This is a genomic window from Klebsiella spallanzanii, from assembly GCF_902158555.1.
Lineage (GTDB): Bacteria > Pseudomonadota > Gammaproteobacteria > Enterobacterales > Enterobacteriaceae > Klebsiella > Klebsiella spallanzanii.
The window spans coordinates 271,606-283,700 of the sequence record NZ_CABGGS010000034.1; the positions used below are offsets into that span (position 1 = coordinate 271,606).

Sequence of the window (12,095 nt, forward strand, 5' to 3'; positions counted from 1 at the left end):
TAGTGTCAGGCCGCGCCTCCTTTGATTCCATTATGAGAGCCTCCGCCGTTATCCAGTTTGATAACGCGGTTCAGCACGCGCTTAGTAAGGTGAAAAAATGACAGACCAGTCAGCCGATCTCGTAACTAAAATTGACGTTATTCCTGACCTTGACGGGCTCAATAGCTTTGATGCCGCGATTGATAAGGCTATCGCAAAGGTTAACCAGCTTGACGCCGCTATCAAACGCGTCAACAACCTGAAGCCTGCAAGCCCATACGCGCCTAGCAGCGCATCAACAGCGCCGACAGCCGCAGCGACAGCAGCAATCGCCACAGTAGCCGCTACAGGCACGAATTTGATTGCTCGTACACCTTTGGCGGAGACTGTGCGCCGCGAGTCTCAGAAGGTCGCACGTGCAGCCGTTCAGGGCATGGGTAACGGTATTGGCCTTCCTCTTCTGGGCGGTGGCGGTTCTGGTGGCGGAGGTCTGCTATTGCCGCCGCCGCGTGCTGGTGGTTTTAACCCGTTCGACGCGTCCAATTTTCCCAGCGAGCCGCTAAATACCAGGAAGAAACCAGTTGCTGATGCCGTACAGAGCGGGATACGTAACCCGTTTGGTGTTGATTCTATGCTGGCAGGGGCTGGGCTGACTGTTGGCATTATGGCAGCGGGTAATGCACTGGCTGACAGCCTTGATTCAATCCAACGGCAGCAGGCGCAGATTGCGAGGTTGACGCAGACAACCGGCGACGCAAAAGAGGCGTTCTTTGCACTTAATCAGGCCGCGAGTGATGTTCGAAGCGACAGCGGGGCGTTTATCTCAACCTATACCAATATGGCGACCGCCACGCAGAAACTTGGAAAGTCTCAGGAGGAAACAATCCGGGCGACTCAGGGGCTTGTTGGCGCATTACAGCTAGGTGGCGGCAGTGCTGAAGCGGTAAACGCAGCGCTTTACCAGATGGGCCAGGCATTTTCTTCTGACAGGTTCGGCGGGGATGAGTTTAGATCCTTCATGGAGGCCATCGGTACAATGGCCCCGGAAGTGGCAAAGGCTTTCGGCACGGATGTGAAAGGGCTACGGGCAATGTCAGAGGCCGGGAAGCTGACGGCGGAAACTATGATTAAAGCTTTTGAGAAAATGGCGGCGAGTAATGCCGACCTGCTTAAAAAACAGGGCTGGACGTGGGGCCAGACAATGACAGTCATGAAAAATGACTGGCAGGCATTTTTAGCGCAGGCAACCATCGGCGGAGAGTGGAGAAAATTCACTGATTGGGCCGCAAATACACTTATTCCTTTAGCCAGAGGCGCAGAAAAAGAGGTTGCCGCGTTCTGGTCAACGCTGGCAGATGAAAGCAAGTCAGCGATTCTGATAGGTATTCTTGGCGCTGTTGGGGCGGCATTTACCGCGTTGGCTATTCCAGTTATTGCAGCAGTATGGCCTTTCCTTGCGATTGGTGCTGCTGTATGGGTAGTTTATGAAGCATTTGTAGAATGGAAAGCATGGTTAGATGGCAAGGGAGGAACCATTTTTGATAGTGTTTTTGGCAGTTTTGACGAATTTGAACGGCGTTACCCAAATCTTATAGCAGCACTCAGAACGATTATTGATTTGGCTGGAAAAGCTGCTTCGGGTATAGACAACGCAACTAAGCAAAATGGCAGCAACGGGATTATATCCGATGCTATTGAAAATCCGTGGATGACGGCTTTTAAGGGGCTTTATAACCTTACGCCTCTGCCAAATACATTCAGGTCATTGGGTGGGTTAAGTGATATGTTTGACCTCAATCCCTTACCGGGCATAGAAAGCGCTCTTGGCATCCTTCCTTCAACGGCTACAGGCACACCAAACATTAGCAATAGTGGAAATAAAACAACTACCATTATTGTTAATAGTCCAAAAGAGGCCGCTGATACGGTAAATAATATTGATGAGCCGGGTACTCTATCTGGTGATATTGGTGGTAATATCGCGGAGTCAACAGGGGCAAGATAAGGATAAGATAATGCCAAAGAATGAGTTTAAGGATTTCGCGACCTTCGAAACTCTCATAACGCCAAAAATAATCACTGTTGTTTACTGGTTGGTTACAGTGCTTCTCATCCTCGGCAGCATTTTAAGCTGGTTGCGTCAAAGCGAAGGTATGAGTATCAGTTTTGCTGTATCTCTAGTGGCTACAAGGGTGATTTTTGAATTAATCATGGTTTCATTCAAAAACAACGAGTATCTACGCCGAATTTGTGAAGCGGCAGAAGCCAAAAAGAGCGATTAACCGCCAGCGGTAACAGCATGTAACCCACACAGCTAAGATGTGAAAATCCCCTCTACGAAGGGGATTTTTTTTGGGGTTTTTATGGCTGAAGGTATGGACGCGGCGATTAGTGCGCCAGGCGATAAACGGGCTGTCATGGTGTTCGAATCAGGTGTGACGGTGTCACTTAGGCTCAAAATACGTGAGGAAGTGTCGGCAAAAAGAACCATTGCACAAGGTAAGATTGAGACGGGCTATAAAATATCAGATGGTGAAGTTGACGATCCAAAGGTAGCCAGTTTTGAGGGAATCATCACCGGCACTAATTTACCTTTTGCGCCGCTGCATATGATTTCTGCCATGAATCAGGCTCAGGCCATTCAGGCAGCTTACGATACAAAGGAATTTGTATCGGTCTATACATCCTTCATGGCAATGCCTCAATGCCGCATCACATCACTTTCAATTGAAGCTGTTCCGAAGAAAAACAGCTATACCGTCAAGCTCACCGCTCAGAAAGTTGAGACGGTGACATTCCAGCGCTCACGCACAAAATCAGCGCAAGCAAAAACTTCCAATCCGGCAGGGAAGGGGAAAACGTCCGCAGGTAAAAAGAGCGCTACCACGGTAGACGCGAACAAAGAGCCGCAAAAAGTCTATGCGCTTGAAAAAATGCGTCGTGTGTTGGGAGGGGCGTAAATGGAACCTGCTTACTACGAGATTGGTGTTATCGCATCGATCCCAGACCAGGAATTCACATCATCACTGAACGGCGTGGTTTTGAATATGCGCCTGTTTTTCGCAACAACTACAGAGCTGTGGTGGCTTGAAATATCTAACGCAGACAGGACGGTTACACTGTCACAAATTTGCTTGCGTCCGGGAGTCTGGCACGGACTTAGCGGAAAATTGCCGGGCTATGCTGGCGCGGGAGCGATTGGCGTTGCTCGTCTTAGACCAAATGAAAAATTTGGAGACGTTAATGCTTTTGATGGAGGCTTTGGCCTTTTCTTTTACGACGAACTGGAGAGTGATTAAGTGGGGAGACTCTGGAAGCGATTTATTGAATCACTTTCGCCTAAAAAGCTGGGTGTTCTGCTGGCTTTGGTGGTGGGGTTCACGCTGGGTGCGATTAAGTTTTGGGACTGGTTTAAATACAGGGTGGGAATTATTACGGCGGCTCTTGCGGTGCTTTCTCTTAATGAATGGGCAGTAATTATCGGCATTTTATGCACAGTGGTGACATGCCTCGTTAACTGGTATTACGAGCGCAAAAAATACCTAATCGCTTTAAGTGGGGGGGCGCGTGGGGAATAAGAGCAAATTAAGTGCCGTTATGCTGGGTTTGATTGCTGCCGGGGCAAGCGCTCCGGTATTGATGGCGCAGTTTCAACACGAAAAAGAAGGAACCAGCCTGACGGCCTATCAGGACAAAAGCCGGGGTATATGGACTATTTGCGGCGGTGTGACTTACGTTGACGGCAAGCCGGTAATCAAAGGCATGAAATTAACGCGAGCACAGTGCGATAAAATAGACAAAGCTGAACAAGCTAAGGCGCTGGCATGGGTGGATAGAAATGTCAAAGTACAATTAACGGAGCCGCAAAAAGTTGGAATTGCTTCATTTTGTCCGTGGAATATTGGCCCCGGTAAATGTTTTCCATCTGGTTTTTATCGTGACCTGAACGCGGGAAACTTTAAAGGCGCTTGTGCGCAAATTAAGCGCTGGGTATGGGATGCCGGACGTGATTGTCGCATCCGGGAGAATAATTGCTATGGTCAGGTTATCCGCAGAGACCAGGAATCAGAGTTAACTTGCTGGGGCATGGACAAATGAAAACAAAATATGCCGTGTTAATTGGCCTGATTATAGCGTCGTCATTAGGTGGCGCTGGTTATGTCATCCATGAATCAGCTTTTGAGGCCGGGAAAAAGGATAACGATAAAGAATGGAAACTGAAGTGGTCGGAGCGCGACAAGGCCGATAAGGGCGCGCAGTTGAGACAGGAACAAGCGCAGCGTGAAGAAGAAATCAGGCGTAAGAAGAAAACAGAGGAAATTGTAAATGATGCAGAGCGGGAAAAACAAAAGGCACTGGCTGAAGCTGCTGACGCTGATAATGTTGCTGACCAGTTGCGCGGGCAACTCGCCAAAATCAGGCGTGAACTCGCAACCAGTGAAACCGGCCGGATTTCCGCAAATGCCGCCAGAAGGCAGACAGCCGCCGAAACCGCAAGTTTGCTTGCCGACCTGTACGAAGAATCAGACCGTCGCGCGGGAGAAATCGCTAAGTATGCTGATGCAGCAGCAAGCGCCGGGAGCGTCTGCGAACGCACATATGACGCGGTAACGCGATCTGTTGAGTGATCGAAACGGATCAATTAATGCCCGTATGTGATTGATAATTTGGATGGTTGAATGAAAAGGGCGGGGATGTGATGTAGATTGCTTGTTTGTAGTTGATTTTTAAACTGACTACGGATACGCTTTAAGACACGGAGAACAAGGGTTTTCTGAGATTAACGCGCATAACAAGCGGTTTACTCGTTTTGGTCTGCAATTTAACATAATATACATTATGCGCACCAATGGTAAGGATGGCAGAATCTGGCGGGAATCGTTGACACTGGCCGTCAACTGGCTACTATCGACAGTGATTCAAAATCATCCGTTTCTCCAAACGAATCAGAATCAAATGTCTATCAGCAGTAAGTGAACGGCCTGACCTCACCAATCAGGCCTGTTCATCCAGTTGCAGTTGGTAAATCTGTACCTGACACACGAGAATCAAACACCACTTCTTCAGTGCCATCACCATGATGCCGGATAATCTGGTAACCGGATTGTGGGTTCTGACTCTCAGCTTCATAAGCAGCCCGGAATTCTGGATCTTTGAGAAGCATCACTTTCAGCTCCTGATGCGTCATGAATTTTTCCATGATAAGCCCCGATAAATGCTGCCGCGCCGAATCAGCCATAACGCTGAAAATGGAAACTGTACGGCTTGGCCAACCCCGGACAGCAACAAAACAAGTTTTGTCACTGACCGGAGTTATCTTTCAAAACAGACAGTTAACGATTTTTTGTCTGGTGTTTATGCGTGAAATTTCGTGCGTACGAAATTCACCACCAATAAACAAACGGACGATGACTGACCGGAAAAGCAATGCCGTCAGCATCATGACCACGCATTACCTGGTTGAGAAGCCTTCTGACTTCACGGCGCTCAGGCCTGGTCATCATCATATTGCGATACCAGGACGGCGATTTATCAAACTGAGGCGTATAAGTCCATGTATAACGCGGCTTAACCGGCTCTTTCGGCGTATAGGGCGCGATAAAATCAACACCCTTTTTCGTCCATATTCGAATGTTCATGTTACCAAGATAACGGGTTACAAATTCCCGTTCATCAATATCAGGTGTTAACCTGAATGTAATCATTCGTTCATCATTAACAATATGCGGATTTAACGGTACGCAATACCCAGCGAACGCCAGCAACACCGGCATAAAGTGTTACCAGTGAAGCAGCAACGGCCATAATCGCAACCAGAACTGTACTGAAATCAATGCTGTTCGTCAGCGGCGATAAATCAACACCACCTGATGCCGCTCCTTCTGCGGCGAAAGTCGCGCCAGAAACAGCCATTAATGCAGGTACAGCCAGAAAACTAACGATTTTTTTAAACATAACTCTATCTCCATTACATGTTAAAGGTTCGCATTCAAGCAGTACGAACCATCTTTATTACCTGTCCCACACCTACAGAAAAAAGCCAGAGCAGCAGGACAGAGCCAAAACCTAATGTCCAGTAATTTCCCATTGCAAAATAATCAATTTGATGAAATGGTTCAGAACGTACCATTATTGCCTGACATTCTTTTGCATTGTTCGCATTACATAAATAACCTTCAATACGGTAACCATTTTCAGGAATATGATTATCAAACTGAATATCGAACCCTGATGTATCCATAATCAGCCTTTTATTTCAGTAATACCGCCATCTGATGAAATGTTATAAGTTACTCCTTCCCTACCCTCCATTGACCAGACGCGAACATATACGGGTATCTGGACTAACTTACCGATAAAATTATTTGCCTGATTCATTACACCGGCATTAACAAGAGCCTGAGATACACGAATAATAATCTGGTCTTGCTTAGTGCCGCCAAAACCATCAGGGATCTCTAAGCCAATACCAATTTCATTATAGTATCCCTGACCATTGACTTTATTGCGCTGGCGAGCACCAAGCATTTTACCTTTTACAAAAAGACCATAATTAGACATATCACTCTCCTTTAATGCCAGTTACTGGCATGTGAAATACGGTTATAATCGAAAATTAAACCTTTCTCATAAACCCATGATGGAATTTTGGCTGGTTTGGCTTCAAGAGTACGAACCAACGGAACAACGTTATTAGAATCCGGTGACTCACAATAAAAGTTAATATCTATTCCGAAAGAAAGTAATTCTTTACGGTGTCGGTAGAATGTAGGTTTCGGTAACATTTCTTTCATGTTCGCGCCCTGCTTCCACAACAAATATGTAGACTGTATTTTTCTTGGGAGATTAATTATTTTTTCATCAGTTAATATAGTATTTTGATTCATTTCTATTCTCCCTACATAGTCAGAGAATAATTTATTGGGCGCCTCAATATTCCAGCTATTACCAAGCGTAAGATTTAAATCAATTAATTCAGTTGTTCTTAACGTTAATTCAATACGTAATTTATCTTTTGACCAATCCAGTAAACCAGCTTTAACGAATTCGTCTGCCATCTGGTGCCCTTTTTTACCAGATGTGTGTTCATCATATTTTGAATAAAATTTCAAACTCCAACGACGGGAGTTTTTTCCTAAATAAACAGTGCCACCTTTACCACAGGCGCGACCGTGGCGAGTTTTCGCTTTAAATTCTGCGGCATATAACCATGCGCGGACATTTTCTAATGTTGACAATGAATACATGTAGTTGATATCGATGCGCGAGATCTTAAATTGCCCTGCCATTACCTGTCGATAGGATGGAAGATCGTGAGGAATATGCAGTAATGCCAATATTCTGGCGTAAGCTGTTAATACCAACCCTTGCAAATCGTCGGAACCGATAACAGAGTGACCTTGCAAAAACTTTGATGGATTGCCGTCAATATAGAGATGTGTTGCCCGACCTTCGCCATCAGATCCAACAGATCTTACTTTCATTGTGGATTCATACGAACCGCGAACGGTCAACCGTTTTACTGTTTCCCACTCCACTGCACCGTCAGCATCAACGCTGACGACACTACCAGCCGGTAACGGTCGGTGTGTGCAAGGTAGGATCCCGGTAAACCAGTCAATCATGTATCGCCTCAGAGAACAATTTTGTGACCAGAAAGCCTGTCAAGAGCTTATTAGTACCAATTCAGTCACATAAATGTACCACCCAAGATCTCACCTCTCAAGTGATTTTGTACTGGATAAGTGACATATTTGTTCTTTTGAAATGAGTCAAAAAAGTAGGAGATAGAATGAGCAACAACTTCAATAGCAATGGCTACCCGGAAGAAATGGCAGAAGACATAGACTTACAGCGGGCCGAAAGGATAAAAAAAGCGATCCTGGGCAAGTTCACATACGAAAGAATGGAAGAACTGTCTGGCATCAACATTGGCACACTGAAACGGATCGCAAACGCACAGAGGGATGCGAAAATCAGTGAGCTGGAAAAAATTGCTGAAATCACTCAGACAGACATATTTGAACTGATTTTTGGCTCCAGTAGCAGCGATATCTACGATTCCAGCAAGCGCTTCTTTGAGACGAGAAGTAAAGATGCGGCTCAGGCGGCTCACTTCATCATCTACAATCTTCGCACCCTTGATGATGAGGACATCCTTTGTTTGGGGAGGGTTTCGAGCGCCCTGCAAACAGCAACAACATCAAGAAAATGGGATGAGCTTTTCGGGAAGAAGAAAGGCTGAGTCTCAGGAATGAGACAAACGTGCAGTATTACGGGACTTTAAGCACCTCACTGTAAATAAGAGAAATCAAGATACTCCAGATAATCAATCATGGACTCAATATTTCCGGCCTCCAGTACTTCCGTCATAGCTTTATATTTTGTATTAGTCCAGATAGTAAGCTCACTCTTTTCATTAATATCTTTTACGGTGTAATCTTCTTTTTCAGGTACGGCGCAAATTGTCGAATACCCACCATTTGACTGATTAGTCGTTTTACAAGGTGTGTTGTGATACTGATATTGCTTGCCTGCTGTTAAATAAGCAACGCTGTAATACATGGGAAGCCCTGCTACATTTTCATACATGGGAATATCCGCGGGAAATGAAGATGCAGCCGGGTTGCTGTACAGTTGTGTAATCTCAGGTATTTCATAAAATGAGGATGGATAAGTAAACTTATAATCCTGTTCAGTAAAGGAAACATCCCCATTACTGTTTACTACTTTATTCGTTACAGTGCGTTCAAAATTCGTTAGTGTTTCGGTATAGGTACGTGAGTTATAGTCATTAAGATAATTTCTGGCGATTTCGGTTGGATTATCACCATAGTAATAAATCAATTCTTTCGAATCCTGATAATAATAAAGCGCATTCTCTGGTGTGGTATATCCTGTTTCAACACCTACGACTGGAGAACCCGCATCCACATTATTGCGACTAACATGAAGGATTACCGGGCTTAATTCCTGTGGTTCAAAATTAACGGTAATCGTCTTGTTTTCACCACTTTGACCACTGTACGTTACTTCATATAAATTATCGGAGATCTTTTTACCGTTAGTCATTACCATTACCGAGCCGTCAGATGAACTCAAAGAAGACGGAACAAAAGATGATACAGCAGCAGCAATACCCGCCCACGTCGCAACACCGCTCATTTTGTATGATGAGGCAGCAGGTAAGTATTCGGCAGCATTAGCCGCAGCGCGGCCAACAAAAACACGTGTTGCTGTAAGCTGTGATGCCGTATAAATCGCATCATTAGCAGCAAAGCGACGAACAAGCACCCGGCCAACGACTTTAGGAATAACAGCCCGCGCAGCCACTGCTGCAATTGCTGGTACAAATGAATATGAATATCGGGGAAAGGAAACCCAGAGAAAGGAAAAAATAAAGAAATAAACCGTCAGCCTCTTAGCCCAAGAATAACGACATAAGCTGAGACGATCCCCCATAAAAGGGAACCCAATTTCCATAATTCAATCTCCATAATAACCTCAAGTAAAACGGGCGATATTGAATCGCCCATGAATAATGAATTTATGCGGATTTAACGGTACGCAATACCCAGCGAACGCCAGCAACACCGGCATAAAGTGTTACCAGTGAAGCAGCAACGGCCATAATCGCAACCAGAACTGTACTGAAATCAATGCTGTTCGTCAGCGGCGATAAATCAACACCACCTGATGCCGCTCCTTCTGCGGCGAAAGTCGCGCCAGAAACAGCCATTAATGCAGGTACAGCCAGAAAACTAACGATTTTTTTAAACATAACTCTATCTCCATTACATGTTAAAGGTTCGCATTCAAGCAGTACGAACCATCTTTATTACCTGTCCCACACCTACAGAAAAAAGCCAGAGCAGCAGGACAGAGCCAAAACCTAATGTCCAGTAATTTCCCATTGCAAAATAATCAATTTGATGAAATGGTTCAGAACGTACCATTATTGCCTGACATTCTTTTGCATTGTTCGCATTACATAAATAACCTTCAATACGGTAACCATTTTCAGGAATATGATTATCAAACTGAATATCGAACCCTGATGTATCCATAATCAGCCTTTTATTTCAGTAATACCGCCATCTGATGAAATGTTATAAGTTACTCCTTCCCTACCCTCCATTGACCAGACGCGAACATATACGGGTATCTGGACTAACTTACCGATAAAATTATTTGCCTGATTCATTACACCGGCATTAACAAGAGCCTGAGATACACGAATAATAATCTGGTCTTGCTTAGTGCCGCCAAAACCATCAGGGATCTCTAAGCCAATACCAATTTCATTATAGTATCCCTGACCATTGACTTTATTGCGCTGGCGAGCACCAAGCATTTTACCTTTTACAAAAAGACCATAATTAGACATATCACTCTCCTTTAATGCCAGTTACTGGCATGTGAAATACGGTTATAATCGAAAATTAAACCTTTCTCATAAACCCATGATGGAATTTTGGCTGGTTTGGCTTCAAGAGTACGAACCAACGGAACAACGTTATTAGAATCCGGTGACTCACAATAAAAGTTAATATCTATTCCGAAAGAAAGTAATTCTTTACGGTGTCGGTAGAATGTAGGTTTCGGTAACATTTCTTTCATGTTCGCGCCCTGCTTCCACAACAAATATGTAGACTGTATTTTTCTTGGGAGATTAATTATTTTTTCATCAGTTAATATAGTATTTTGATTCATTTCTATTCTCCCTACATAGTCAGAGAATAATTTATTGGGCGCCTCAATATTCCAGCTATTACCAAGCGTAAGATTTAAATCAATTAATTCAGTTGTTCTTAACGTTAATTCAATACGTAATTTATCTTTTGACCAATCCAGTAAACCAGCTTTAACGAATTCGTCTGCCATCTGGTGCCCTTTTTTACCAGATGTGTGTTCATCATATTTTGAATAAAATTTCAAACTCCAACGACGGGAGTTTTTTCCTAAATAAACAGTGCCACCTTTACCACAGGCGCGACCGTGGCGAGTTTTCGCTTTAAATTCTGCGGCATATAACCATGCGCGGACATTTTCTAATGTTGACAATGAATACATGTAGTTGATATCGATGCGCGAGATCTTAAATTGCCCTGCCATTACCTGTCGATAGGATGGAAGATCGTGAGGAATATGCAGTAATGCCAATATTCTGGCGTAAGCTGTTAATACCAACCCTTGCAAATCGTCGGAACCGATAACAGAGTGACCTTGCAAAAACTTTGATGGATTGCCGTCAATATAGAGATGTGTTGCCCGACCTTCGCCATCAGATCCAACAGATCTTACTTTCATTGTGGATTCATACGAACCGCGAACGGTCAACCGTTTTACTGTTTCCCACTCCACTGCACCGTCAGCATCAACGCTGACGACACTACCAGCCGGTAACGGTCGGTGTGTGCAAGGTAGGATCCCGGTAAACCAGTCAATCATGTATCGCCTCAGAGAACAATTTTGTGACCAGAAAGCCTGTCAAGAGCTTATTAGTACCAATTCAGTCACATAAATGTACCACCCAAGATCTCACCTCTCAAGTGATTTTGTACTGGATAAGTGACATATTTGTTCTTTTGAAATGAGTCAAAAAAGTAGGAGATAGAATGAGCAACAACTTCAATAGCAATGGCTACCCGGAAGAAATGGCAGAAGACATAGACTTACAGCGGGCCGAAAGGATAAAAAAAGCGATCCTGGGCAAGTTCACATACGAAAGAATGGAAGAACTGTCTGGCATCAACATTGGCACACTGAAACGGATCGCAAACGCACAGAGGGATGCGAAAATCAGTGAGCTGGAAAAAATTGCTGAAATCACTCAGACAGACATATTTGAACTGATTTTTGGCTCCAGTAGCAGCGATATCTACGATTCCAGCAAGCGCTTCTTTGAGACGAGAAGTAAAGATGCGGCTCAGGCGGCTCACTTCATCATCTACAATCTTCGCACCCTTGATGATGAGGACATCCTTTGTTTGGGGAGGGTTTCGAGCGCCCTGCAAACAGCAACAACATCAAGAAAATGGGATGAGCTTTTCGGGAAGAAGAAAGGCTGAGTCTCAGGAATGAGACAAACGTGCAGTATTACCAACACTGCACGT

The 12,095-nt window shown here is 44.6% G+C and carries 17 protein-coding genes and 3 pseudogenes; 9 read left to right on the plus strand and 11 right to left on the minus strand.

Annotation, left to right across the window (positions count from 1 at the left end; genetic code table 11):
- Positions 1–97 precede the first annotated feature (97 nt).
- From FN082_RS19190 to FN082_RS19220, 7 genes are all read left to right on the plus strand, one after another.
- On the plus strand, positions 98–1,984 hold the full coding sequence (locus FN082_RS19190; RefSeq protein WP_142982156.1) for a tape measure protein: 1,887 nt from the start codon (positions 98–100) through the stop codon (positions 1,982–1,984).
- 10 nt (positions 1,985–1,994) lie between these two features.
- Entirely contained in the window at positions 1,995–2,261 is a 267-nt protein-coding gene (locus FN082_RS19195) for a DUF4282 domain-containing protein (protein ID WP_016808969.1), read from the plus strand.
- 81 nt (positions 2,262–2,342) lie between these two features.
- Complete coding sequence (locus tag FN082_RS19200; RefSeq protein ID WP_142982157.1) at positions 2,343–2,939, plus strand: phage baseplate protein; 597 nt, start codon at positions 2,343–2,345, stop codon at positions 2,937–2,939.
- On the plus strand, positions 2,940–3,278 hold the full coding sequence (locus FN082_RS19205) for a phage baseplate plug family protein (RefSeq protein ID WP_032749056.1): 339 nt from the start codon (positions 2,940–2,942) through the stop codon (positions 3,276–3,278). It abuts the gene before it with no gap.
- Entirely contained in the window at positions 3,279–3,557 is a 279-nt protein-coding gene (locus FN082_RS19210) for an HP1 family phage holin (RefSeq protein ID WP_077265743.1), read from the plus strand.
- A gap of 19 nt (positions 3,558–3,576) precedes the next feature.
- Positions 3,577–4,077 carry a lysozyme gene (locus tag FN082_RS19215; protein WP_049091773.1) on the plus strand — a complete coding sequence of 167 codons (501 nt, stop codon included), beginning with the start codon at positions 3,577–3,579 and terminating at the stop codon, positions 4,075–4,077.
- The gene (locus tag FN082_RS19220; RefSeq protein WP_049091742.1) at positions 4,074–4,607 is read left to right on the plus strand and encodes a DUF2514 family protein; all 534 of its coding nucleotides are present in this window, start codon (positions 4,074–4,076) and stop codon (positions 4,605–4,607) included. The genes FN082_RS19215 and FN082_RS19220 overlap by 4 nt, the downstream gene beginning before the upstream one ends.
- Before the next feature lie 360 nt (positions 4,608–4,967).
- Here the strand turns inward: FN082_RS19220 and FN082_RS19225 are convergent.
- The 6 genes and pseudogenes from FN082_RS19225 to FN082_RS19250 form a co-directional block, all read right to left on the minus strand.
- A pseudogene (locus tag FN082_RS19225) lies at positions 4,968–5,167 on the minus strand (hypothetical protein).
- Between the two features lie 346 nt (positions 5,168–5,513).
- Positions 5,514–5,714: pseudogene (locus FN082_RS19230) on the minus strand (type II secretion system protein GspD); the annotation flags it as partial.
- Entirely contained in the window at positions 5,695–5,934 is a 240-nt protein-coding gene (locus tag FN082_RS19235) for a hypothetical protein (RefSeq protein ID WP_142982158.1), read from the minus strand. The pseudogene FN082_RS19230 and the gene FN082_RS19235, both read right to left, overlap by 20 nt.
- 34 nt (positions 5,935–5,968) lie before the next feature.
- On the minus strand, positions 5,969–6,220 hold the full coding sequence (locus FN082_RS19240) for a hypothetical protein (protein ID WP_142982159.1): 252 nt from the start codon (positions 6,218–6,220) through the stop codon (positions 5,969–5,971).
- Between the two features lie 2 nt (positions 6,221–6,222).
- Positions 6,223–6,540 (minus strand): DNA-binding protein, encoded by a 318-nt coding sequence (locus tag FN082_RS19245; protein WP_047643566.1) that lies wholly within the window; start codon positions 6,538–6,540, stop codon positions 6,223–6,225.
- 11 nt (positions 6,541–6,551) lie between these two features.
- Positions 6,552–7,604: a phage/plasmid replication protein, II/X family gene (locus tag FN082_RS19250; protein ID WP_142982160.1), complete on the minus strand. Its 1,053-nt coding sequence runs from the start codon at positions 7,602–7,604 to the stop codon at positions 6,552–6,554.
- Positions 7,605–7,771: 167 nt separating this feature from the next.
- Here FN082_RS19250 and FN082_RS19255 point away from each other — a divergent pair, with 167 nt between their 5' ends.
- Positions 7,772–8,224, plus strand: coding sequence for a transcriptional regulator (locus FN082_RS19255; protein ID WP_047643564.1), 453 nt, complete (start codon positions 7,772–7,774; stop codon positions 8,222–8,224).
- 65 nt (positions 8,225–8,289) lie between these two features.
- Here the strand turns inward: FN082_RS19255 and FN082_RS19260 are convergent.
- From FN082_RS19260 to FN082_RS19280, 5 genes and pseudogenes are all read right to left on the minus strand, one after another.
- Positions 8,290–9,312 (minus strand): annotated as a pseudogene (locus FN082_RS19260) (hypothetical protein); the annotation flags it as partial.
- A 214-nt stretch (positions 9,313–9,526) separates the two neighbouring features.
- Positions 9,527–9,760 carry a hypothetical protein gene (locus tag FN082_RS19265; protein WP_050009898.1) on the minus strand — a complete coding sequence of 78 codons (234 nt, stop codon included), beginning with the start codon at positions 9,758–9,760 and terminating at the stop codon, positions 9,527–9,529.
- 34 nt (positions 9,761–9,794) lie between these two features.
- Entirely contained in the window at positions 9,795–10,046 is a 252-nt protein-coding gene (locus FN082_RS19270) for a hypothetical protein (protein ID WP_142982159.1), read from the minus strand.
- A 2-nt stretch (positions 10,047–10,048) separates the two neighbouring features.
- Positions 10,049–10,366: a DNA-binding protein gene (locus tag FN082_RS19275; RefSeq protein WP_047643566.1), complete on the minus strand. Its 318-nt coding sequence runs from the start codon at positions 10,364–10,366 to the stop codon at positions 10,049–10,051.
- Positions 10,367–10,377: 11 nt separating this feature from the next.
- The gene (locus FN082_RS19280; protein ID WP_142982160.1) at positions 10,378–11,430 is read right to left on the minus strand and encodes a phage/plasmid replication protein, II/X family; all 1,053 of its coding nucleotides are present in this window, start codon (positions 11,428–11,430) and stop codon (positions 10,378–10,380) included.
- 167 nt (positions 11,431–11,597) lie between these two features.
- Between FN082_RS19280 and FN082_RS19285 the strand changes: the two genes are divergently transcribed.
- Positions 11,598–12,050 carry a transcriptional regulator gene (locus FN082_RS19285; protein WP_047643564.1) on the plus strand — a complete coding sequence of 151 codons (453 nt, stop codon included), beginning with the start codon at positions 11,598–11,600 and terminating at the stop codon, positions 12,048–12,050.
- The last annotated feature ends 45 nt before the right edge of the window (positions 12,051–12,095 follow it).